The organism is Oceaniovalibus sp. ACAM 378 (assembly GCF_008085915.1).
Taxonomy (GTDB): domain Bacteria; phylum Pseudomonadota; class Alphaproteobacteria; order Rhodobacterales; family Rhodobacteraceae; genus Oceaniglobus.
Genome location: NZ_VSJK01000002.1, coordinates 66706 through 88399 on the forward strand (window position 1 = coordinate 66706; position 21694 = coordinate 88399).

Sequence of the window (21694 nt, forward strand, 5' to 3'; positions counted from 1 at the left end):
ATTTCATGAATTTCGCAGATTTTGCACCGCAACTGCGACATAATATTGTAAACCGTGAGATGTTGATCTTTCTCCGGCCGGTTTGCCGCGCGTGGTGGCACCACGGAGAAAGTGGTAACCTGTTCAAAAGGAAACGCTATGCTTGAAGTCTGCAAGTCAGGTCTAACCGCACTGGCAATCTCAACTCTGAGCGCAACGATTGCGTCCGCCGAACCGCTCAAGGTCAAGGTCTTTATCGGCACGATGTTCGAGATCGGCGAAAATGCTGGCGATCGCGCAGGCGAGTTTCAGCATTGGTTCGAAAAATACTGGACTGGCACCGAACCGCAGGACGTTGCAGGTGCCTTCCGGCCTGTGCATTGCAACGACGACGGCGTGTGCGGGTCTGTTCTTGGAATGGGCAAAGTCAACTCCTCTGCGTCCATGCAAGCGATCCTCCTGAATCCAAACTACGACTTTTCCGAGGCTTATTATTTGCTTGCAGGCGTTGCGGGAACTCCGCCTTCAAGGGGCACGATCGGTGACGTTGTCTGGGGAACCTGGCTTGTGGATTATGACCTCGGCCATCGCTGGGCACCGGAAGAAGGTGAGCCGGGCGCTCCCGTGTTCATGCCACGCAAGGGCTATGAAGCGTATCGCCTGTTTGAAATGAACCCTGCATTGGTCGCCTGGGGCGTCGCTCTGTCCGACGATATCGAAATGCGAGACTCAGAAGCGGCGCAGGATTACCGGCAGCGCTATCCCGATGCTGCGGCTCAGGCCGCGCCCAGTGTAAAAACCGGAACGCACATGACAGGGGACACGTTTTTCCACGGTCCCGGGCTCTCAAACCAGGCTCAGTATATGACCGAGCTTTATGGCGCAGATGACTATCTGATTACCGAGATGGAGGCTGCTGCGATCGCCCTTGTAATTGGCCGCCAGCACGGGATCGACCGGATCATCAGCTTGCGAGGTGCGGTAAACTTCGATCAGGGAAATCCGGATGAAACAACACTTCAACACCTTGACCCTGCACCGGGTGAAACCGCTGGCGGCTTCGCTGAAACCGTAGAGAACATAACCTTGGTGGGTGCGCCGCTGGTGGATAGGATCGTCACCGACTGGGCACAGTGGAAAACCGGTACTCCAGCGGAAGTCGCCAAATAACGTGCCCCCTAAATAGTCGCCACGTTAGGTGTAAATTTTGGATGCAATGAGGGCGATCACTTCGCATTAGCATCCGCCTCGACGGCCTGCACCTGACGTTGTGGGCCGCTTTGGGGTGGGCCAACTGACATTTGTACAAGTTTGAGGCAGAGGGTGCGGCGTGGAGTCTGCCCGATCCGGACATTGACGGTGATGACCCGCCAGCCAACCACTAACTACATTTCCTGCCAGTCTCCCAATGAGCCACTGACCTGGGTCATCTCGCCGATGATGCCGGTTTCGCGGTCAAGGAAGGCCTTCTTGCGCCCGATAACGGTGCCATCCGCAGGGGCGAAGGTGTCGAAATCATCGTCAACCCAGCCCGTGCGCGAAACGCGCACAAACTTTTCCTGCGGCCGCCATGCACACAGCAAGTCAACCAACCGCCCTCGCGCCTCGGCACCCGCAGCACCCGTTGCGATTTGCACCCCACTGCCCCCTAGGGGCCGCAACAGAGCGGCAAGGGAACCGTTGAACAGCGATTCGTCAAGGAGGAGGCGATGCGTACGGTCATCTGGATCGACGATATCCACCAAACGGCTCCAGCCTTTGCCGTCAGACCAACTGCAGAGACCGATGACGGCGATCTTTGATCAGATCCAAACCGGGCCTACATCGTGTTTGGCATCCACATCGTGGAAATAGATACCATCCGGTGTGGCGAAATAGTTCTCGACAGGCGCCCGGCAGGAACATTCACAGGCATTGTTGCCACATGCGGCGAACCTGAAGTTTCGCGAACAGACAATGAGATGACATTCGAGGATGCCATATCGATGTTACCGATGATCGCTGAGTGGGCTTTCATACTACGTCTTTTGAATGGCCATAGCCTCCGGCTGCCGCGAAACGGATCTCGCTGCCTTGGGCCGTTTGAAGATGTTGAAGGGGCCAAACCCGCGTCGATCAGGACATCCGGGTCTGGCAGGCTAGGGTCACATTGCTGCGTGGAACGGGTAGTTGGTGATGAAGCCGCAGGGGCACTCCGCCTCGTAGGCTTGAAGTTCGCTGAGCCGCCAGCGTGAGGTCTTGAGGCTCAGCATGATCGGCTTGGGAAAACCGCCTTCGCGACGCCAGCGCCAGATGGAATCCTTTGAGACATTGTACGGGCCGAGACCTGCTCTACAGACAGGTAGACGTCGCTTGCGGCTTTGTTCATGAACGTTCACTGCACATGATCTGCGCACACAAAATTGCTCTCGTTGCCGATTGAGGCGTCGAGAGTATCCGGTGAACGTCAGCGGGTTGATATGCGTAAAGGGAAACTACTAGACCATACTTGGCACAAAAAGAGCACCTTATTTCTCGTGGTCTTACGCGAAAAAAACCCAATTCCCAATAATGCGGCGAGATTGGCACAGCGTATCAGTCCTAACGCATGACAACATGCATTTGTCTGGCACCTCATACATGGGAGCCACCTCGCCCAGTGCAGCGGGCTGAATGATGGAGATCTCATCATCGAGGGGCATCGTATTAGAGACTGGACGCGCGACTGGCGGAGGATTGAGGCGCCCTCGTCCGGCTGGCACCGCCTGCATCCCACGACTGAAGCATCTTTTTCCAGGTCTTCGCATGCCCCGACGCATCGCAGAAAGTCCCACCTGACTGCTGTGATACAACACGTCAAATATGTCATGATGCCGACCACACGAGAGAGACATCACGTACCCGTATCAGAATACCCCGACCGCAAGATTGATCTCAGACCGCATCTGCGAGCTGTCGAATCGCAAGATTCAGGCCGGATTGAAGCTGATCATTAGGGGTTGTGCTCGCTCTATACGACTTCGAAAGTTGCCTTCGGGATTGTGAAGTTCGAACAGATTCTTCCTAGACAGCGTTCGCGGATGAAGAAGCCTGTAGTTAGTGCCAGCGAGCATTTGTAGCCCCAGTGTAGCCCCAAACAACGCATGGCGTCTGACGGTCATTCTGAAATGCAGCAAAACGATGGTTATTCAACTGGTTAAAGTGGTGCCCGGGGGCGGAATTGAACCACCGACACGAGGATTTTCAATCCACTGCTCTACCCCTGAGCTACCCGGGCACGGATTGGCAAGGTCGTGCCTTGCCGAGGCTGCGATCTTCTAGACGCGGCGGGGTGGGGTTGTCCATAGGGCGATTGATTAAATTCGAGGTTTCGCGTCATCGGGCGTAAAGAACCGGCCAAATTGACACCCGCCAACGGTGAGGCGGGCTGTCATCTGTTCTGCGTCATCGCGCAACACGGGCGGTGGGGCGTCCGACAGCGTACCGCGCTGCGGTAAGCGGGTGACAACCGGTGCAGGATCGATTGTGCCGGCTAGGCAGGGCGCCCATCGCCCGGAGCGCTTGGTTCGGGAACGATCTCGGCATCCGGCGTGTCAGGCGCGACATCCCGCCTTGTGCCATCGTTTGTCGCAGGGGACGCCGCGACGATCTCGGATTCCGGTTCGGGCTGCTTTGCGATCTGACCCACGATCAGCGGCAGCATTTCCGTACTGGACGGCATCGCTACCTCGCCGGATTTTGGTACAGTCCAGGCCAGAGTGTCGAAGGCGCCGCATTCGTTGCAGACGGGGGTCCAGGCGCTGTGGATCGTGTGGCAGTTTTCGCACACCCACTGCGGCCCGCGCGAGACGGTCAGCGCCCGGGTGAGCCAGCCGCGCACGATGGCATCGTCAGCCCCCTCGCCCCGCTCGATCGCGGCCATGATCGTTACGGAACGCGCGGTCGGATCGGCGGTGGCCAGATCACCCAGCGCACGGCGGGCGGATGGGAAATCTTCGTCAGCGATGTTCAGTTCGGCCAGCAGCATCTTGGTTTCCGGATGATCAGGCCGGATCCGTGTCAGCACGGTAAACCGCTTGATCCTCTCGCGCGGCGATTCGTTCGGCTGAATTTCGGCAAAGGCGGCAGCCAGATCCGGATGCGGCTGAGCCTCCCATGCCTTGCGCAGCACGCGGGTGGCATATTTCAACTGGTTGTTGGCGATATAGCCACGGGCGGCCATCGCGGCGGCGGGAATCAGATCGGGGGACAGGCGATTCGCCTCGATCGCTGCCTCGCGCGCCTCGATCGGATGACCTTCTTCGATAACGTCTTTTGCCTCGGATAGGGCCAGAACGGCGTCGCGTCGTTTGTGAACGTCGCGCGGCATGCTGCCGTGTTTCAGCTTGGCGCCCAGCGTCTTGCGCGCACCGGACCAGTCGTTGTGGCCCGCCTGGAGCTGTAGCAGCATATCCTGGGTTTCGGTGTGTTTAGGTTTCAGCGCGAACGCCTTTTCCGCCAGTTTCAGCGCGGTATCGGTATCGCCCTCGGCCAGCTTTTGCTTGAGCAGCCCGCGCACACCCACGAACCGGGTGCGGTCGTCGGTAAGCAGCCGCTTATAGACAGCTTCGGCCTTGCGCTTGTCGCCGACCATTTCGGCGGCCTGTGCCTGAATCAGGTTGGTCAATTCGGGACGGTTCAGCAGCTTCTCGGCGCGGTTCGCCTTGGCCATGGCGACCTTGCCCTCGCCCGAGGCCAGCGCCAGCAACCCATCGGCCAGAGCGTCATAGCCTTTGCGTTCGCGATTGCGATCAAAATAGCGGGAGATTGCAGTTTCATCGCCGTTCAGGAACCGGATCAAGGCCACCAGCAGCCCGACCAGTTTCAGCAGGAGCCAGACCGTAAACAATAACAGCAGAGCGGAGATCGCCAGTTGCAGCGGCCCCAGCGTGAATTCCGTATTGGCGACTGCAACGATAACGCCGCCGTCGGTCTCCATCAGGTAACTCGCACCCAAGGCCAGACCGGCGATGATGCAGATGAAAAGGACGAATTTGAGCAGGGACCAGAGCATTTAATCGTCCTCAGTTGGAGTTCTGTGCGGCCAGATCGGCATGGGCGGCCGTGGCGGCCAGTCTGGCCTCGGCTGCGGTGCGCCAATCGGCCATCGCCTCTTGCCCCGAGGGCGGAAGAGCCGCGATTTCGGTCAGTGCAGCGGGCAGGTCACCCGATTTCACCGCCGCTTCGGCCCGCGACAGGATGGCATCGGGATCGTCACCGTCCTTGGCGCCCAAAGATCGCGCGCCGGTTTGGGCACGCAGGAAATCACCGATGCGGTTCATCGTCCCACCGCCCGATATCTCGCGGATCGACAGGTTCAGTGCGCGGCGTGCGGCAGGCGGGAACTGGTCCTGCAGTTGCGACAGCGTGGCGACACCGCTGGCGTTGGCGGTCAGGCCCTCGGGGGCTTCGGGTCCGCCAGTGGTGTCCAATTCGGCCAGAGCGTCAACGAAGGGGTCGCCGTTTTCCAGCGCCGCGCCGATCTTGGCCAATGCGGCCTGCACCGAAATCCTGCGGGTTTCCGTCTCGGCGGCATCGCGGGCTACGGCGATATCGTCGCGCTGATCGTCCAACTGTGACTGGAGCGTCGCCAGTTGCTGCGCATAGGCATCCATCGCCTTTTGCGCCGCTTCGGGGTCGATCTGGTCGGTGAATGACTCGAACCGGGTGGTCAGGTCGGCCAGACTTGCGCCCGTTGTATCGATCTGTCCGGTCAGCGCTTCGATCCGGTCTGCAACGGTATCGACCTGTCCGGCGACGGTATCAACCCGCGCCACCAGATCGCCCAAGGCCGGACCGTTGTCGGTGCCAGCGCCGGACCCTTCGGCGGGTGGTGCGGCGGGCGATGTGCCCGGAGCAGACCCCGCGCCTTGCGAAGTTTCGATCAGGGCGCGCAATTCGGCAAGGTCACTGGCACTTGCAGAGGCCTCAACGCGCTGTGCCGCGGCGGTTGCTGTTTCGGCTGCCGAGTTTGCGGTCTCGGCGGCGAGGGTGGATTGCGCCGCAAGTTCTTCGATCGATCCGGATTGATCGTTCAGCCGGGATTCGATTCCGGCCAGTCTGCCGTCGTCGCGTTGTTCAAAAACGTCATATGTGGACAGACCATAACCGATCCCGCCGGCGATCAATCCGCCAAGCAGCATGGTGAAGAACCCCGGCCCGGTGCTGATTCGCGCCTGTTTCACCGGTACCAGATCAGTGGCGGATTCACCGGTCGGCGAGTCGCGCCCGGCCTGTGCCTCGGACGCCGGTTCGGGGTCCGGCATGTCGGCGGGCGGGGCGGATTCTGCCCGGGCTGTCACAGGATCGACCGGCTCGGCGGGGTCCAATGCGGCGTTGTCGGGGCCATCGGCATCGGACGTGTCATTAGCCGAAGCATCGGTGTCAGGTGTCGCCATGTCTGGAGTGGTGTGGGCTGAAACATCGTTGTCAGACACAACGTCACTTGATGCATCCTGCAACGCCTCCGCTGGGGTTTCGCTTGATTCAGACCCATCCGCTTGATCAACCGCGACAGCCTCGGCCGTCGGTTCATCACTCGCAGAGGCGAGTTGCCCTGCATCCGCAGAACCCGGTTCGCCACCCTCGATCGTGGCTTCTGCCTTGGTCCCCGCATCGGGATTGTCGGCCTCAAACTGATCATCGACGGATTTGCCCGCCTCGGAGTTAACTACGGCCGGTTTGCCGGGTGCGGCTTTCGATCGCGTGCTTCTCGGTTTCGTCGATTTTGCCACGCTGACCTCACCTTGTTTCGAAATTCTGATTTTGCCGCGATATCGGCACAAGTCCGGAGTTTAGCTTTTCGATAACCGACCAACAAGACCGGTCATGAAATGGTTCCGGCCAACACCGCCGCCAGCATTGCCGCACTGTCGGGCCGGGCGGCGACAATCGGCGTTTCAGGGCGCTCCCATGCGGCGGCGGCGGCGGCGCTGATTGCAACAGGGAGCAGTTGTGCGGTTGACCCTTTGCATGCGGCGGCCATCAATACGGCGGAGCGGGGTGAAAACAGCGGGACGATTATGGGCCCGGGCCCGCGCAACAACGCAACTGCCTCAGGCGAAAGGGCGCGCGCATGCTGATCATAGACGATGAACGCATCGGTGGGCAGGCCATTTGCGGTCAAACGCTCGGAAAGATCGACCCGGGCATGCTCGCCGCGCAGATGGCACAGGGGTGTCGCGGGCGGATCGGCCAGCAGCATGGCAATCAAGCTCTCGGCGGTTCCGTTGGCGGTGATGGCCGTCATGCCTGCCTGTTCGGCCCGGTGTGCCGTGGCACCGCCCACGGCGATCGCCAGCCTGCCGGTCAGATCAGTCTGCGCCGCGACCGACTCGATCCCGTTGATCGAGGTAAAGATCAGCGCGGCATAGCACGACAGATCAGCCGTCAGGTGCCGCGGCTCGATCTCGATCAGCGGCGAGATCGCGATATCCCCTGACCAACCGGCAGCGCGGCAGTCCATGGCAAAGGCCCGGGATTGCGCGTCGGGACGGGTAAGCAGCAACAGCGTCATGGCGCGCCTCGTCAGGTCTGTTGGAGCGCGCGGTCATTGTCGCCGCGCGCCCCGAGTGTTAGCGACGCCGGGTCATACACGCAACCGGGGCCACCGATGACCACGCTTACCATTCTGGGAATCGAAAGCAGCTGTGACGATACCGCTGCCGCTGTCGTGCGCCATACGCCGGGCAGCGCGCCTGTCATTCTGTCGTCGATTGTCGCGGGGCAGACCGCGCTGCATGCCGGGTTCGGCGGTGTGGTGCCCGAAATTGCCGCCCGTGCCCATGCCGAAAAGCTCGACCATTGCATCGAACAGGCACTGTCCGAAGCTGGAACTGCTTTGGGCGATTGCGACGGGGTGGCGGTGACCGCCGGTCCGGGGCTGATCGGCGGGGTGATGTCGGGTGTGATGTGCGCCAAGGGGATCTGTGCCGGGTCCGGCCTGCCGCTGATCGGGGTGAACCATCTGGCCGGTCACGCGCTGACGCCGCGCCTGACCGATATGGTGGCGTTTCCATATCTGATGCTGCTGGTGTCGGGCGGGCATTGCCAGTTCCTGCTGGTTCATGGCGCGGACCGGTTCACCCGCCTTGGCGGCACGATTGACGACGCCCCGGGCGAGGCGTTCGACAAGACGGCCAAGCTGCTCGCGCTGCCTCAGCCCGGTGGTCCGGCGGTGGAGCGTACGGCGGCCACCGGTGACGCTGCGCGCTTCGCCTTTCCCCGCCCGCTGCTTGATCGGGCCGGTATGGACCTGTCATTTTCCGGGCTGAAAACGGCACTGCTGCGCGAACGGGATCGGGTGATGACACCCGAGGGATTGCGCGAAACCGACCGTGCCGATCTTTGCGCCGGGTTTCAGGCAGCGGTGCGCGATGTGCTGGTTGCAAAATCCGCCCGGGCGCTGGATGCCTATCTGACGCTGAAGCCTGCCGCACCGGTGTTTGCTGTGGCGGGCGGCGTGGCGGCGAACGGCGCGATCCGGGGCGGGTTACAGGCCCTGTGCGGCGAGCGTGGCGTGCGTTTCCTTGCCCCGCCGCTGGACCTGTGCACCGATAATGCGGCGATGATCGCTTGGGTCGGGGTCGAACGGTTCCGCCTTGGTCTGTTTGACGACATGACCCTGTCGGCCCGCCCCCGGTGGCCGCTGGACGACGCCGCTCCTGCGATGCTGGGGAGCGGCAAGAAAGGCGCCAAAGCCTGAGCAGGAGCGTTGTGCCCGGTGCATCGGTCCGGCGCTGCGCCGAAATCGGGCTGGGGCGCCCATGTGTCGATGTGCCTTGAGATGATCCAGCTTCGCCGCATCGGTAAGAGGCTTGTGAGATTGGAGTTAACGCATGGCCCATACGAACAAAGTTCTCCGGTCGATCAATCTTGACGGCAAAACCATTTGTGTTGATATTTTTGCCCGCCCTGACGGCACTTACGGCTTTGATGAGTTTCGCCGCGATCCCGAAGATGGGCAGGGATGGTACAGTATCGGACACTATGGCTCGGCCGTATTCCGCAGCCCTGATGAGGCGTTGGCCGAGGCGAGAAGGGTCGTGTCCTGGCTTGACGATACAATGGCACGATGACCGGATGGTCCGCAAAACTGACGCTCTGACGGTGATGTGAAAAATGACGGACATGTAAGTCCCTCTTGCTACCCGCCCTGTCCCCGGGCAGGTTATTGCGAACTGAGCAAGGAGACTGCCAATGCGCGTTGCGCTGATCGCCCGGGACAAACCCGGCGCCCTGTCCGTCCGGACCGAAAACCGCCCCGCCCATGTGGCATACCTCAAAGCGTCGCCCGCCGTTGAACGCGCCGGTCCGCTGCTCGATGATGCCGGAGAGATGTGCGGATCGCTGATCATCCTCAACGTCGATGACATGACGGCGGCACAGGCGTTTCGCGATGGCGATCCCTATGGCAGGGCCGGGCTTTTCGACTCGGTTGAACTGATTGCTTGGACTCAGGTAATCGGCTGATGGCATTCTGGCTGTTCAAGTCGGAACCGGGTGAGTGGTCCTGGGACATGCAGGTGGCCAAGGGTGCCGCAGGCGAAGAATGGACCGGTGTGCGCAACTATCAGGCGCGCAACTTCATGCGTGACATGGCGGTGGGTGACCGGGGGTTCTTTTATCATTCGCAGGCCGAGCGGGCGATCGTCGGCATTGTCGAAGTGTGCAAGACGGCGCACCCGGATTCCAGCACCGATGACGAACGGTGGGAATGTGTCGATATTCGCGCCGTTGAACCTCTGGCCCATCCCGTGATGCTGGATATGGTCAAGGCCGAACCGGGACTGGCCGACATGGTGCTGGTCAAGAACTCACGCTTGTCTGTCCAGCCAGTCACCGCCGACCAGTGGGCGGCGGTGCTGAAGCTTGCAAAGGGCTGATCCGGCCGCTGTTCAGGCCAGAGCCATCGGCGCAACCACCCGTTTGCGCGCATCCCGCGTCTGAACGGCGCTGTCGATGTGCCATTCCATCAGCACGGTCAGCAGGCTCGCCTTGATCGCTGCCGATCCGGGATCATCCCACAGGTTGCGGACCTCTTTCGGGTCCGCCACCAGATCGAACATCTGGCCGCAATCCATACCGCGAAAATGCACCAGTTTGTGGGTTTCGGAGCGCACCATGGTCAGGAAATTCGCACCGGTCAGGTTTACGTCACCGCCCTGTTCGCAGAACACATGGGTCCGGCCTTCGAAATCGTCGCCCTCTAATGCGGGATTCAGCGAGACCGCTTCGAAACTGCTGTCCGGCGTCACCCCGGCCCATTCCAGAATCGTAGGGCCAAGATCGAACAGTTGCACCATCTGGTCGACGCTGCGCCCACCGGTGAACCGCTTGGGCGCGCTGATGATCAGCGGCACGCGCGTCACTTCGTCGTAAGGGGCCCATTTCTGGCTCAGACCGTGATCGCCCAGACAATCGCCATGGTCGGACGTAAAGATGATGATTGTATTGTCCATCCGCCCGCGTTTTTCCAGCGCATCCAGAATTTCGCCGACTTCGCGGTCGATCATTTCGACGTTGGCATAATAATAGGCCCGCAGGCGGTGCAACTCGTCCCGCGTCGGGTTGAGTTTCCATGACACGGAATCATGATCAACCTCGACATCGTGGTGGCGCTTTTCAACAAACGGCGCGGGCAACCCGGCGATTTCCTCTTCGGTCACTTCGGGCAAGGGCACATCGCGGGCCATATATTTTTCGGCATATTCCGGCGTCGGATCATAGGGCGGATGCGGCCCGGGAAACCCGACGACCAGAAACAGCGGTTTGTCCACCGGTTTGGTTTCCAGCCACCATTCCACCATGCCGCCGACGAAAACGTCGGAATGCAGGTGTTCGGGCATGTCCCAGGTAAACGCGCCCAGACGATCCTTGTAATCGGGGCGTTTGCGGTAATCGACCCGCTGCTGTTTCTTCAGCCCGTGTGCCGCCAGCGCCTTGTCCCATTCATCGAAGTACCACCGGCCCTCCATGAAGCGATCCTTGTTTTCCACGACAAAGCGTTCGGAAAATCCTGCGGGTGCGTCATAGGGGATGGTGTGCATCTTGCCGATGTTTACTGTCTGGTACCCGACAGCGGCCAGTTCGGACACCCAGGTCCGGCTCCAGGGCTGACCATTCGCCAACACGCCGTTGGTGTGCGGATAATAACCCGAGAACAGCGAGGCGCGACAGGGTACACAACTCGGCGCGGTGACGTGGCACTGTGTGAATGTCACACCGTGCTGGGCCAGACGGTCAATGTTGGGCGTGTCCATATGCGACGCACCAAGAGCGGCAATGGTGTCATACCGTTGCTGATCGGTGCAGATCAAAACGATATCGGGCTGGTTGGCGGTCTTGGGCACGGGGGTGTCTCCGTCTGTCAGGGTCTTACAGGTTCAGTTGAAAGAAGCGTTCGGCCAGCACATCCAGATGGGCGCGCATGGCCGTCTGTGCGGCGTCGGGCAAGCGACGTTGCAGGGCGCGCAGGATGACGCTGTGATCTTCGACCGACCGCACACGGTTCTTGCGTTGGCGGGTCTTGTCATACCAGATTTCCCACATCGCGCTCTGGCGCATCTTCCACAAGTGCCCGACATAGGATTCGATCACCGCATTGCCCGAGGCCGCGGCGATCTGCAGGTGAAATTCGGCATCAGCCGCGTCGAACCGGGGAATGTCGTCCAGCGCATCGGCCATACGTTCGCTGCAGCGCTCCATTTCGGCAAGCTGTGCATCATCGATCCGTTGCGCGGCGGTATAGGCGGAATATCCCTCGATCAGGCGCCGGGCCTCCAACACCTCCCACGGGCCGGCTGCATCCTGTTCGGCCAAAGCCCCGCGGTCCGGGTCGCGCCCGGCGGCAGGCAATACGAACACCCCCGAGCTGACGCGAATTTCCACGTACCGCTGAATCTCCAGCGCCAGCAGCGCCTCGCGGACTGTTGTCCGTGACACTTCCAGTTGCGCCGCCAATTCGCGTTCGGGCGGCAACCGGTCACCGGCGGCATATTCGCCGCTGTCGATCCGGTCGGCGATGTCTTTCGCAATGCCAAGATATCGCCGCCCGCCCGTGGGAAGCCCGATCAAACTCATGCCGTGTTCCTTTTGCCTATACGCGCCGCGATCACAGGCCAGATCAGCGTAAGCACGCAGAGCACAAGGAAGAACAGCGCCCAGGGCCGGCCCAGAATCTCGGTGACGTCGCCGTCTGACATCATCAGCGATGCGCGCAACTGTTCTTCGGCGATGGGCGACAGGACAAAGCCGATCACGAAAGGCCCCAGCGGCACCCGCGCCGCCTCGAGCCCCAGACCGATCACCCCGAAGGCGATCATCACCCAGACATCGGCAAAGCTGCTGTTCACCGCATAGGAACCGGTGACGCAGAACACCAGAATGATCGACAGCAGGGTCGAGCGGGGGATCTGCACCACCCGGGCGATCCATTTCACCGCGCCCCACATCATCAGCAGCATGATGATGTTGGCCACCAGATAGGCGGCGATGATGCCATAGGCGATCTCGGGCGCGTTCTGGAACAGCAGGGGTCCGGGTTGCAGATTGTGGATGGTCAGCGCGCCGATCAGGATCGCCTCGGTCACACTGCCGGGGATCCCCATGGTGATCAGCGGGATCAGCGCGCCGCCGATGGATGCGTTGTTTGCGGTTTCCGCCGACACGACGCCGGGTTCATAACCGGTGCCGAACTTTTCTGGCTCCCGGCTCAGTTGTTTGGTGGTGGAATAGCTGACCAGCGCGGCGATATTGCCGCCGATCCCGGGCAATAGGCCGATCCAAGTCCCGATGACCGACGAACGCAGCATGTTCGCGCCATGGGTTCGGATATCGGACCAATACACCGGCAAGCGTTTTTTCGGTGGGTCGATCTTCAGATCGGTCGCGGCACTGTTGGAGTCGCGCAGGACCTGACTGATCGCAAAGGCGCCGATCAGCACCGGCAACAATCCGAATCCCGACAGCAGCGTGGACGACCCGAATGTCAGCCGCGCCTGCCCGATGCTGGAATCGATCCCCGGCAAGGCAAAGGCCATGCCCAGCGCCGCTCCCATCAACCCTTTGGCCAGCGAACCCTGTGCCAGAACCGCCAGCATCACCAGCGCCATCAGGACCAGCGTGAAATATTCCCAAGGGCCGAACTTTAACGCGAACCGCGCCAGAGAGGGCGACATGGACGCGAGAAACATCCAGGAAATCACCCCGCCCACGACTGATGCCATGATGCCCAGTGCCAGCGCCCGCTCGGCCCGGCCCGATTGCGCCATGGGATAGCCATCGAAAGTGGTGACGATCGAGGCCGGGGTGCCCGGCATGCGCAACAGGATCGCGGTGATCAGCCCGCCAGAGATTCCGCCGACATATTCACCGATCAGCAGGGTCACAGCACTGACCGGATCCATATGGAAGGTCAGCGGCAGCGTCAGCGCGATCAGCATTGTCGCCGTCAGCCCGGGAATCGCGCCGATCACGATGCCCAATCCGGTGCCCAGCACCAGAAATGCCAGATTTTGCCATTGAAACAAAAGGATGAAGGCGTCGATCATGAGCTATCCGATGCGGATAAAAAGAAAGGTGGACAGGATCCAGTCAAGCAAAAGCGCGACCCCAAGACCCAGCGCGGCAAAGAACAGCGCGTGGCGAAAGGTGAGCCGCGACATTGCCAGACCAGAGGCTAGCACGAACAGCGGTGTGGCGACGTTGAACGGCACGCGGCCAAAATCCAGAGCGCCGACATAAACGACCAGCGCGATCAGAACCATCGTTCCGCGATAGGGGATTGCAGCCGGGCGTTCGGGTGAGGGTTCGGATTCAGAGTTGCGCGCGACCACCGCCTGTACGGCGACGATCACGGACAGGACGATCAGAATGCCGCCCAGAATACGGGGTACGGCCGCGCTCCCCAAAGGTTCAAACCGGGGTGGCGGCAGGGTGGAGGCGCCAATGAACAGGACAATGGAACCGGCGATGACAAGGGCGCACAGGGCAAGATCGCCCAGAGTGCGGCGGCTGAATTCGGGCATGGCGGGCTCCGCTGAACAGATGCCACGGCCCGGGGTCGGGCCGTGGCGCTATGATTTACTGGATGGTCGCGGCGATCTTGTTCAGCTTTTCAAGCAGCTTTTCAGACTCCGCCATCGCCTCATCGCCCGGGGTCCAATAGGCCTCGAGCGTATTATTGGTGAAGTATTCGACGATTTCGGGGTCGGCCATGGCCTTTTCCAAAGCCGCCGACAGCGCCTCGACCGCTTCGTCCGGCGTGTCCGCAGGGGCCAGCCACCAGTTTGGGTTCGCCCATGTGACGTCATAGCCAAGTTCCAGTGCCGTCGGAACATCGGGCATTTCGGGCAACCGGTTCAGGCCGAAATAGACCAGCGGGCGCAAGCCTTCCTTCTGAGCCAGATATTCCGACGCGGCGAACAGCGCTATATCGGCATTGCCACCCAGTAACATGCGCAGACGGTCAGCGGCGCTGTTGGCGGTGACATAGCGGGTCTCGAATCCTGCCGCGTCGGCGAACATTCCGCCGACGAAATGCGGGATGCTGCCAATGCCCAGCGCTTCGATCAACGAACGCGGCTCGGCCTTCAGGTGATCGATCAGTTGCTCGATGGTTTCGAATTCACTGTCGGACCGGACCGCCCACAGGGGGCTGCCGCCGCCGGTGAACCCGAGCGAGCGGAAATCGTCCAACCCGAAATCGCCCAGTTTCATTGCCATGGCGATCAGCGCCTGATGATGCCAGTGGATGATCGTATGTCCGTCGGCCTTGCCCCGGCGCATCTGTTGCACCGCATTGGCACCCGCACCCCCATCGGCATTGACGATGACCATGGGTTGCGACAGCCAGTCGTTTTCCTTGATTTTCTCGGCAATCAACCGGGCGACGACATCGGTGCGCCCGCCGGGTTTGAACGGCACGATCACGCGGATCGGCTCACTGGGAAAACCCTCGGCCTGTGCGTGACCGGTCGGATTTGGTCCAACCGATCCAATCAGGGTGGCGGCCACAGCAAGGGACACACCTCCTGCCAACATCTTAATTCGACGCATCATCGCAAAATCTCCTCCCGGTATTTGCTTTAATGGTCCAACCAATATGGCACAGTGTCGCATCTGTCCAGACCAATTCGGTTGGACCAATCCGTCGATGCGTCGTGCTCCGTGCCCTCTACCGTTATGAACGGCGTGCGCCCATCGCGGCCAGCTTTTCGTCCGAAAGGTAGCCATATCGGTTCATTTGTACCGGCCCGTCCGCCACGGCATCGTATCGGCGCATCACATCGTCCAGCGGTCCGTATCCATGCGCCATTGCCCAGACACCGGGCGCCTCGATTCGCGCTGCCGCCATTTTGGCCGCCAGATCGGTCGATGCTGCCGGGTGCGCTTCGTCAGGTCCGGGATACAGGATCGCGGCCGGATCGCGGGGTGTGGCGGGTGACAACGCCATGATCCGGCTTAGCGCCAGCGCGACCTGAGCCGGGGCGAAATCGGCGCGGGTGGTCAGGGCTTTCAGAAAATCCGCCTCGATCAGTGGCCAGTGCATTGTGTACATCTTGATGCCCAGCCCGTCGCAATGGGGGGCCAGCGCTGCCAGATCGGCACCCGTTCCGGTCGACAGGGGCGGCGGGAAGCCGGGCAGGAACAGTTTGCACTCGCCCTTGGATGCCTCGTCCACCATGGCCCGAAGGGCGGCGGCGAAATCGGTCACCACGGCACGGCGCAGGGCTATCATCTGCTCCAGTGCGGGATAGGCGGCAAACAGGCTGTCACGGAACCCGTCGAACCCGTCTAGCGCGATCTTTTTATGGCGGGCAGCACCATTGCCGAGTTCGGCCAGAAACCCGCGCACCCCGGCGGCGATACCCTCCATGTCGAATCCCGCTGCCCGGGCGATGGGCGCCACATGGGGCGAGAAATCGAAGAACAGCGCGTCGAAATGGTAACAGGGGTATTCCGGCCAGTCGAATTTCAGCCCATCCACCTGCGGATAATTGCGCCACAAATCCTGTGTCAGCGCCCGCAGATAGGCCCGCAGATCGGGCGCGGCAAGCGAGGCATTGTTGTCGACCCTCGGCCGCAACACCCGGCCATCTGGCAACAACGGCTCGTCCCCCGGCAGCGGCCCCCCGAACGTCACGCGGATACAGGGCGGCATGGCGGCCTGCACCTGCAACCAGGTCTCGACCCCCCGATCCCTTGCCGCGTCGAGAAACCGGCCCACGGTCGCGCCCTCGGCCCTGGTCAGTTCCGTCGCGTCGGGCGGGCGATACCGCAGCCCGTCATACAGGCCCACGTCGGGCACAAAGCTGGGCGCGGCAGTCATCCACAATTCGCGCCGTCCCCACAGCGCCCGGTCCAGCAGCCGTTTCTTGCCCAGCCCCGCATCGCCCGGCGGTTCACGGTCGCCAACCCCCTCGGGTGCCAGTGCCGCGACATAGGGCGATGTGGTGATCGACGTCGCCCGCGCCAGTCCGGCGATATTGTCAAGAACCCGGTCGATCCCTTCGGACTGGGGGTATTCGGGCATGACGGTAATTCCCAAGGGATGGATCATCCGGCGGTCTCCTGCAGGTCGATACCGATACCCGGGGCCATGCCGTGCAGATCCACTTGTCCGTTCTTCGGGCGGGGAAGGGCGTGGCGCGACAGGGTATCGAACATCGGGGTTTCGTCGAACTGCATCTCGAGCAGATCGCAATTTCCCAGCGCGGCACAAAGCTGCATGGAATGAGCATGGCACACCGGGCCGCTGGGGTTGTGGGGCGAAAACGCGATACCGGCATCGGCAAAACTGGCGGCAATGCGCAGCATCTCGTCCGGTCCGCCGGCGTATTTCACATCGGGCATCATCACGTCATAGGCCCCCGCCGCCACCCAAGGCGCGAACCCTTGTTCAAGTATCGCGGTTTCCAGCCCGGCAAGGCGCATGCCTTTGGCGTTGGCGCGACGGCGCAGCGCCGTAATCTCGGTTATGGTTTCGGGGGTTTCCACCATCGGGCATTCGATCCAATACAGAGCCAGCGCCGCGCAGGCTTCAATCAGATCGTCCGCGCCCGTCGCATCAAACCGCCAGTGACAATCGACCATCAGCCGGGCATCGCCCAGCGCATCGCGGATCGCTGCAACACGGGCCAGTCCGATCTCCATGGCGACGCGCATCGCGGCGCGGTCCTGCGTGGGCGAAACCTCATCGAAAGGGGCGATCTTGAACGCTGTGTGCCCGGCGGCCAAAGCATCACGCGCACTGGACGCCATGCCCTTTGGCGACCGGTCGCGGGTGCGGCGGTTGAAGTTGGCATAAAGTCCAATACCGACGGTTTTCGTCCCGCCAAGATGATCCGCCAGCGATTGACCGGCCCGCCGCGCCGCCAGATCACGCGCGGCCTGCATCAGCGACGACGACAGCGCCGCCTGTGCCAGCGTGGCAAAGGGCAGGGTCGCCTGAAACCCGTCGGGAATGGCGCGCAGGCCCGGCAACATCGCCTCGGCCAGCGCGATCACCTGTGCCTCTTGCCCGGCCAGCGTCGCCTCGCCCCAGCCGGTATGGCCATCCATGTCGGTCAGTTCGGTGAACAGCCATGTCGTGACTGGGGTTACCTGAACGGGAAACAGCCGGGCCGAACGCAAGGCGATCATACGGACGGGCCCAGACGGCTGATCACCTCATCCCCGTCACCATTGCGTTCGGCGGCGGTCGTATCGCCGGAACAGATCCGCAATGCCAATGCCACCAGTTCAGGCAACAGGTCGGCGCGGGTGCGCGCGCCGGTGAATCCGGGTGAGGCGTCGAAATCGATCTGACCGGGCAGGTGCGCGGCGGTTGCCGGATTGCCGGTCAGCTTGATCGTCGGAGCCAGCGCGCTGGCATAGGGGTTGCCCTGACCGGTGGTGAAAATCACAAGCTGCGCCCCTCCGGCAACCATCGAAGTGATCGATTCCGGCGACAGCGTTGGCGTATCCATGGCATACAGGCCGGGGCCGGGGATCGGTTCGCCCTCGGCCAATGCGCCGGAAATCGGTGAAGTGCCGCCCTTTGAAATCGCACCCAGCGATTTTTCCTCAAGCGTGGTGATGCCGCCGCTATGGTTCTGCGGCCCCGGATTGCCGATCAGCAGATTGTGCCCGGCCTGTGCGGCTATGGCATGGCGCGCGGCCACCAGCGTCAGCAGGCGTTCGGCCATGGCGGGCATGGTACAGCGGGCGGCCAACCCCGTCTCGCAGCCCAGCCATTCCAGCGTTTCCGAGAATACCGCCGCACCGCCTGCGGCAATCACATGGTCGGCGAAATCTCCGGTCAACGGATTGGCGACGATGCCCGATGACGCGTCCGAATGGCCACACTCCATGGCGACCAACAGATCGGACAGCGGGCAGGGCGCGCGGGCGGTGCGGGCCAGATCGCCCTGCATGTCCTGCCCGGCCTTGATCGCGGCGGCGGTCATTGCGGTGCCGTCCTCATCCCATGATTGCAGGGAAAACACGGCCACCGGGCGGCCGGCATTGCGCACTGCCTCGCCGAATATCGCGCCAAGCCCGTCATCAGGGGCAAGCACCAGCACCGCGCCCGCATTCGGATGGCTGGCAAGCGCGCATAACATCTGGCGATGAAAGACACGGTCCGGCCCCACATGCCCCCGGCCATAGGGTGATGCGATCAGCACTGACCCGGGCAGCGCCGCCGCCACCCGCCGCGCCCCCGGCCCATTCAGCCCGCAGACCGACAGCACGACAAGATGATTGCGGGTGCCGGGGCGACCAGTGGTGCGGGGAAACCCCTGAAACGTCATGCCAGCACTCCGGCCAGATTGTGCAGATGCACATGATCCCCCGGCGCGATGTCGCAGGTCGCATGGCCGATCACCGCGCCGTATTTGACCACCGGTGCCCCGCTGGCATGGGCGATCAGCGCCATCTTGTGGCCCAAGGCAATGTCGCAGTGCAGCGCGGGCGCAACGAGACCCGCCAGCACCGGAACCGCCCCCGCCGCATGGTCACGCAGCAGGCAGATCACCGTGTCGTCGGGATGCAGGAGAATTGCGCTGGGCGTCATAGCTGCACCTCGGTGTGATCGTGCAGCAACTCGCCCATCCCGCCGACGTCGGGCGTGAAGCCCAGTCCCGGTGCGTCGGCAAGCGGGAATAGTCCCTGTTCCAGCATCAGACCCCCGCCGTGCCCCGAAAAATGGTCAAGCAGCGGGTTTTCCGAACTGTCCACCTCAAGCAATCCGTCGCCGCCCACCGCCGCCAGCAGATGCGCCGAAGCGACAAGCCCGACACCTCCGCCAAGGAAATGTGGGCAATACCTGCGCCCGGACGCAAGCGCGTTGCGGGCAATGTCGCGCGTCGTGCTCAGCCCGCCCCATTTGCAGATGTCGGGCTGAATAACGTGCAGCGCGCCCCTGGCGATCACTTCGGCAAAGGCGCTGTCTCCGGTGACGTTTTCGCCCCCGGCCAATGGCATCTCAGCCGCTTTGGCCAGCCTTGCCCAGTCGGCGGCGGGGGCGTCAACCGGCAGCGGTTCCTCCATCCAGTCAATGCCAAGCGGCGCCAGACGGGCGCATTGGGTCAGGGCGCGGTCGATATCCCAGGACTGGTTCGCATCCAGCATCAGACGGTCGCCGGGGTGCAATGCGGCCGCGGTCGCCTCGGCGGCGGGCAGGCCCTCGTCTGGGCCAAAGCCGATGCGCTGTTTGAACCGGGTAAAGCCCAGCGCGCGCATCCTCTCGACCTGAGCGGGCGCCTTGTCAGGGCTGATGCCGCTGGCATAGGCGGGCAGCTCTCGCACCTTGCCACCCAGATGCACGGCCAGCGGCACACCAGCGCGCCGCGCGGCCAGATCGTTCAGCGCAATGTCAAACCCACAGGCGACCTGCGCGACAGGGCCGGGTTCACCTGATTGGATGGCAAGCCGGTGCAGCCGGGCGATAATCTGGCGGAACGGATGATCGGTGTCCGCCGTCATTCCGTTCAGCGCGATCGCGGCAACCCTTGCGGCAAGGCGGGCCCGGTGCAGATCGCCGTCGGGTGGAAAATTACACCAGATTTCACCCCAGCCCGCCGCGCCATCGTCATCCTCGATCCGCACCAGCAGCGCCGGGCGGTGGGTCATCGGGCCCATGACGGTGGCGATCGGCTGTGCCAGTTCATGGCGGAAGTGGTAGATATTCAGACGTTTCAAGGCTGCGGTCATTGCGTATCCAGACGGTTCATTGATGGGTCGAGCGGCCAGATATGAGTGCCGGTAGGAGCAGTTTCCCGCGCCCAGGCGGCCAGAATGTCTTTGCGCTGTCGCCGTGCCAGCATCTTGTCACGGACCGCGCCCGCATCCCAGTCGCGGGTGATCAGCGCGGTCAGATCGGTCAGGGTGTCAGCATGGGCGGGATCACCTGCCAGATTGATCATCTCCTGCGGATCGTTGGCAAGATCGTACAAAAGCGGTTCTTCTTCTCCCGATACGATCAGTTTCCAACTGCCCCGCCGCACCATCCGCCGTTGAACCGCCCGCCCGCCGGTCCAGACCGGAACCGCATCGGTGCAATATTCCGAGAACACGGTATCGTCCCAGCCCTGCGCTGCGCCAGTCAGCAGCGGCCAGAAACTCCGTCCGTCCGCCTGTGGCAGCAGGTCGGCGCCCATCGCTTCGAGCATCGTCTGGGACAGATCGATCAGGCTGACCACCCGGTCACAGACCTCGCCCATGGGCAGGGTGCCGGGCAGGGACAGGATAACCGGCACTTTCGCGCTTTCGTCATAGAACGTGTGCTTCCACCAGACGCCGCGTTCGCCCACATGATCGCCGTGATCCGAGGCATAGACGATCAGCGTGTCGTCGCGCAGCCCCAGCGTATCCAGCCGATCAAGTATCTGCCCGATCATTTCATCCAGCACCGCCACCAGCCCCCAGTATGCAGCGCGGGCAAGGCGGGACTTGCGCTCGGGCACGTTGTCGACCCCGCGATTAGCGCGCCACCATGTCAGCCAGGTGTCATCCTGCCCGGGCGGGATTTCGGGCGGCGGAAGGCTGTGAAGATACCGGTCGATCCACTTTTGTGCCGCAACATAGGGCGCATGGGGCAGCATGAAACCGACCGTCAGACAGAACGGATCGCCTGTCTCGGCAATCCGGTCCAGTGCGGCAAGCGCTGCGGTGGTCACGTCGCGGTCCTTGACCTCATAGGCCGATTGCCCCGCGCCGCAGGCGATCAGGCCTTTCGGTGTGGGGTCGTTGGCCCCGTCCAGCGGGCCCATGTCATGCCATGTGCTGCCGGGGAAGTTTGGCGAATGATCGCCCACTTCGCGCCATGCGTAGCCGCGCATCTGGTCGGGCCCAACCGAGTGCATGCGCCCGATCAGGCCGGGTTTGTACCCCGCCGCGCCCAGCGCGTGCAGCCATGTGGGCCGCTCTGACGCAAGCACATCGTCGTTGGTCCAGCAGTCCTGCGACGAGGGATGACAGGCGGTCAGCATCGACATGCGCGAGGGCACGCAGATTGGCGAGGGGCAATAGGCGTTGGTCATCCGCACCCCCCGCGCTGCCAACCCGTCAAGCGCGGGTGTCTGGGCATGGGCGTCGCCCGCACAGCCCATGACGCGGGCGGCGTGCTGATCGGAAAACAGGAACAAGAGGTTCTTCGCAGGCATCATTCATTCTCCTGTACTGCTTCTTTGGATCCGCGTTCACGCGAACGGCC

General features: G+C 62.3%; 20 protein-coding genes and 1 tRNA gene. 5 read left to right on the top strand and 16 right to left on the bottom strand.

The annotated features are described in order from the left end of the window. The first annotated feature begins 138 nt into the window (after nucleotides 1-138). The gene (locus FQ320_RS02285) at nucleotides 139-1149 is read left to right on the top strand and encodes a purine nucleoside permease (protein ID WP_148469655.1); all 1011 of its coding nucleotides are present in this window, start codon (nucleotides 139-141) and stop codon (nucleotides 1147-1149) included. A gap of 215 nt (nucleotides 1150-1364) precedes the next feature. Here the strand turns inward: FQ320_RS02285 and FQ320_RS02290 are convergent, their stop codons facing one another. The 5 genes from FQ320_RS02290 to FQ320_RS02315 all read right to left on the bottom strand — a co-directional run bounded on the left by FQ320_RS02290 (nucleotide 1365) and on the right by FQ320_RS02315 (nucleotide 7513). After that, nucleotides 1365-1775 carry a DUF927 domain-containing protein gene (locus tag FQ320_RS02290; protein ID WP_148469657.1) on the bottom strand — a complete coding sequence of 137 codons (411 nt, stop codon included), beginning with the start codon at nucleotides 1773-1775 and terminating at the stop codon, nucleotides 1365-1367. A gap of 1385 nt (nucleotides 1776-3160) precedes the next feature. Further along, nucleotides 3161-3235 (bottom strand) — tRNA-Phe (locus FQ320_RS02300). A 255-nt stretch (nucleotides 3236-3490) separates the two neighbouring features. Beyond that, nucleotides 3491-5011 carry a heme biosynthesis protein HemY gene (locus FQ320_RS02305; RefSeq protein WP_148469659.1) on the bottom strand — a complete coding sequence of 507 codons (1521 nt, stop codon included), beginning with the start codon at nucleotides 5009-5011 and terminating at the stop codon, nucleotides 3491-3493. 10 nt (nucleotides 5012-5021) lie between these two features. Next, entirely contained in the window at nucleotides 5022-6731 is a 1710-nt protein-coding gene (locus FQ320_RS02310; RefSeq protein ID WP_148469661.1) for a hypothetical protein, read from the bottom strand. 92 nt (nucleotides 6732-6823) lie between these two features. Then, on the bottom strand, nucleotides 6824-7513 hold the full coding sequence (locus FQ320_RS02315) for a uroporphyrinogen-III synthase (protein ID WP_148469663.1): 690 nt from the start codon (nucleotides 7511-7513) through the stop codon (nucleotides 6824-6826). Between the two features lie 96 nt (nucleotides 7514-7609). Here FQ320_RS02315 and tsaD point away from each other — a divergent pair, with 96 nt between their 5' ends. The 4 genes from tsaD (at nucleotide 7610) to FQ320_RS02335 (ending at nucleotide 9881) form a co-directional block, all read left to right on the top strand. Next, nucleotides 7610-8701 carry a tRNA (adenosine(37)-N6)-threonylcarbamoyltransferase complex transferase subunit TsaD gene (tsaD, locus tag FQ320_RS02320; RefSeq protein WP_148469665.1) on the top strand — a complete coding sequence of 364 codons (1092 nt, stop codon included), beginning with the start codon at nucleotides 7610-7612 and terminating at the stop codon, nucleotides 8699-8701. A 133-nt stretch (nucleotides 8702-8834) separates the two neighbouring features. Beyond that, nucleotides 8835-9074, top strand: a complete 240-nt coding sequence (locus tag FQ320_RS02325; RefSeq protein WP_148469667.1) for a hypothetical protein — start codon at nucleotides 8835-8837, stop codon at nucleotides 9072-9074. Between the two features lie 121 nt (nucleotides 9075-9195). Next, the gene (locus FQ320_RS02330) at nucleotides 9196-9468 is read left to right on the top strand and encodes a YciI family protein (RefSeq protein WP_148469669.1); all 273 of its coding nucleotides are present in this window, start codon (nucleotides 9196-9198) and stop codon (nucleotides 9466-9468) included. After that, a complete protein-coding gene (locus tag FQ320_RS02335) occupies nucleotides 9468-9881 on the top strand; it encodes an EVE domain-containing protein (RefSeq protein WP_148469670.1) in 414 nt (137 codons plus the stop codon). Before FQ320_RS02330 ends, FQ320_RS02335 begins: the two co-directional genes overlap by 1 nt. A gap of 12 nt (nucleotides 9882-9893) precedes the next feature. On the opposite strand, the gene FQ320_RS02340 is transcribed toward FQ320_RS02335, so the two are convergent. From FQ320_RS02340 to FQ320_RS02390, 11 genes are all read right to left on the bottom strand, one after another. Beyond that, nucleotides 9894-11348: a sulfatase gene (locus tag FQ320_RS02340; protein WP_148469672.1), complete on the bottom strand. Its 1455-nt coding sequence runs from the start codon at nucleotides 11346-11348 to the stop codon at nucleotides 9894-9896. A 25-nt stretch (nucleotides 11349-11373) separates the two neighbouring features. Then, nucleotides 11374-12078: a FadR/GntR family transcriptional regulator gene (locus tag FQ320_RS02345; protein ID WP_148469675.1), complete on the bottom strand. Its 705-nt coding sequence runs from the start codon at nucleotides 12076-12078 to the stop codon at nucleotides 11374-11376. Further along, nucleotides 12075-13547: a tripartite tricarboxylate transporter permease gene (locus FQ320_RS02350; protein WP_148469677.1), complete on the bottom strand. Its 1473-nt coding sequence runs from the start codon at nucleotides 13545-13547 to the stop codon at nucleotides 12075-12077. Before FQ320_RS02350 ends, FQ320_RS02345 begins: the two co-directional genes overlap by 4 nt. Nucleotides 13548-13550: 3 nt before the next feature. Then, complete coding sequence (locus tag FQ320_RS02355) at nucleotides 13551-14024, bottom strand: tripartite tricarboxylate transporter TctB family protein (RefSeq protein ID WP_148469678.1); 474 nt, start codon at nucleotides 14022-14024, stop codon at nucleotides 13551-13553. 55 nt (nucleotides 14025-14079) lie between these two features. After that, nucleotides 14080-15057 carry a tripartite tricarboxylate transporter substrate binding protein gene (locus FQ320_RS02360; RefSeq protein ID WP_187393746.1) on the bottom strand — a complete coding sequence of 326 codons (978 nt, stop codon included), beginning with the start codon at nucleotides 15055-15057 and terminating at the stop codon, nucleotides 14080-14082. A 121-nt stretch (nucleotides 15058-15178) separates the two neighbouring features. After that, nucleotides 15179-16558: a hypothetical protein gene (locus tag FQ320_RS02365; RefSeq protein WP_148469682.1), complete on the bottom strand. Its 1380-nt coding sequence runs from the start codon at nucleotides 16556-16558 to the stop codon at nucleotides 15179-15181. After that, on the bottom strand, nucleotides 16555-17640 hold the full coding sequence (locus FQ320_RS02370) for an enolase C-terminal domain-like protein (protein WP_148469684.1): 1086 nt from the start codon (nucleotides 17638-17640) through the stop codon (nucleotides 16555-16557). Before FQ320_RS02370 ends, FQ320_RS02365 begins: the two co-directional genes overlap by 4 nt. Further along, on the bottom strand, nucleotides 17637-18791 hold the full coding sequence (locus tag FQ320_RS02375; protein WP_148469686.1) for a UxaA family hydrolase: 1155 nt from the start codon (nucleotides 18789-18791) through the stop codon (nucleotides 17637-17639). Before FQ320_RS02375 ends, FQ320_RS02370 begins: the two co-directional genes overlap by 4 nt. Then, entirely contained in the window at nucleotides 18788-19054 is a 267-nt protein-coding gene (locus tag FQ320_RS02380) for a UxaA family hydrolase (protein ID WP_148469688.1), read from the bottom strand. Before FQ320_RS02380 ends, FQ320_RS02375 begins: the two co-directional genes overlap by 4 nt. Beyond that, nucleotides 19051-20193 carry a mandelate racemase/muconate lactonizing enzyme family protein gene (locus FQ320_RS02385; RefSeq protein WP_148469690.1) on the bottom strand — a complete coding sequence of 381 codons (1143 nt, stop codon included), beginning with the start codon at nucleotides 20191-20193 and terminating at the stop codon, nucleotides 19051-19053. Before FQ320_RS02385 ends, FQ320_RS02380 begins: the two co-directional genes overlap by 4 nt. Then, on the bottom strand, nucleotides 20190-21647 hold the full coding sequence (locus tag FQ320_RS02390; RefSeq protein ID WP_222861561.1) for a sulfatase-like hydrolase/transferase: 1458 nt from the start codon (nucleotides 21645-21647) through the stop codon (nucleotides 20190-20192). The genes FQ320_RS02385 and FQ320_RS02390 overlap by 4 nt, the downstream gene beginning before the upstream one ends. Between the last annotated feature and the right edge of the window lie 47 nt (nucleotides 21648-21694).

Bases quoted from the DNA above. Each gene is read 5' to 3' on its own strand.
- FQ320_RS02285 (WP_148469655.1), top strand. From the start codon at position 139: ATGCTTGAAGTCTGCAAGTCAGGTCTAACCGCACTGGCAATCTCAACT.
- FQ320_RS02305 (WP_148469659.1), bottom strand. From the start codon at position 5,011: ATGCTCTGGTCCCTGCTCAAATTCGTCCTTTTCATCTGCATCATCGCC.
- FQ320_RS02315 (WP_148469663.1), bottom strand. From the start codon at position 7,513: ATGACGCTGTTGCTGCTTACCCGTCCCGACGCGCAATCCCGGGCCTTT.
- tsaD (WP_148469665.1), top strand. From the start codon at position 7,610: ATGACCACGCTTACCATTCTGGGAATCGAAAGCAGCTGTGACGATACC.
- FQ320_RS02325 (WP_148469667.1), top strand. From the start codon at position 8,835: ATGGCCCATACGAACAAAGTTCTCCGGTCGATCAATCTTGACGGCAAA.
- FQ320_RS02330 (WP_148469669.1), top strand. From the start codon at position 9,196: ATGCGCGTTGCGCTGATCGCCCGGGACAAACCCGGCGCCCTGTCCGTC.
- FQ320_RS02335 (WP_148469670.1), top strand. From the start codon at position 9,468: ATGGCATTCTGGCTGTTCAAGTCGGAACCGGGTGAGTGGTCCTGGGAC.
- FQ320_RS02345 (WP_148469675.1), bottom strand. From the start codon at position 12,078: ATGAGTTTGATCGGGCTTCCCACGGGCGGGCGGCGATATCTTGGCATT.
- FQ320_RS02350 (WP_148469677.1), bottom strand. From the start codon at position 13,547: ATGATCGACGCCTTCATCCTTTTGTTTCAATGGCAAAATCTGGCATTT.
- FQ320_RS02355 (WP_148469678.1), bottom strand. From the start codon at position 14,024: ATGCCCGAATTCAGCCGCCGCACTCTGGGCGATCTTGCCCTGTGCGCC.
- FQ320_RS02360 (WP_187393746.1), bottom strand. From the start codon at position 15,057: ATGATGCGTCGAATTAAGATGTTGGCAGGAGGTGTGTCCCTTGCTGTG.
- FQ320_RS02365 (WP_148469682.1), bottom strand. From the start codon at position 16,558: ATGATCCATCCCTTGGGAATTACCGTCATGCCCGAATACCCCCAGTCC.
- FQ320_RS02370 (WP_148469684.1), bottom strand. From the start codon at position 17,640: ATGATCGCCTTGCGTTCGGCCCGGCTGTTTCCCGTTCAGGTAACCCCA.
- FQ320_RS02375 (WP_148469686.1), bottom strand. From the start codon at position 18,791: ATGACGTTTCAGGGGTTTCCCCGCACCACTGGTCGCCCCGGCACCCGC.
- FQ320_RS02380 (WP_148469688.1), bottom strand. From the start codon at position 19,054: ATGACGCCCAGCGCAATTCTCCTGCATCCCGACGACACGGTGATCTGC.
- FQ320_RS02385 (WP_148469690.1), bottom strand. From the start codon at position 20,193: ATGACCGCAGCCTTGAAACGTCTGAATATCTACCACTTCCGCCATGAA.
- FQ320_RS02390 (WP_222861561.1), bottom strand. From the start codon at position 21,647: ATGATGCCTGCGAAGAACCTCTTGTTCCTGTTTTCCGATCAGCACGCC.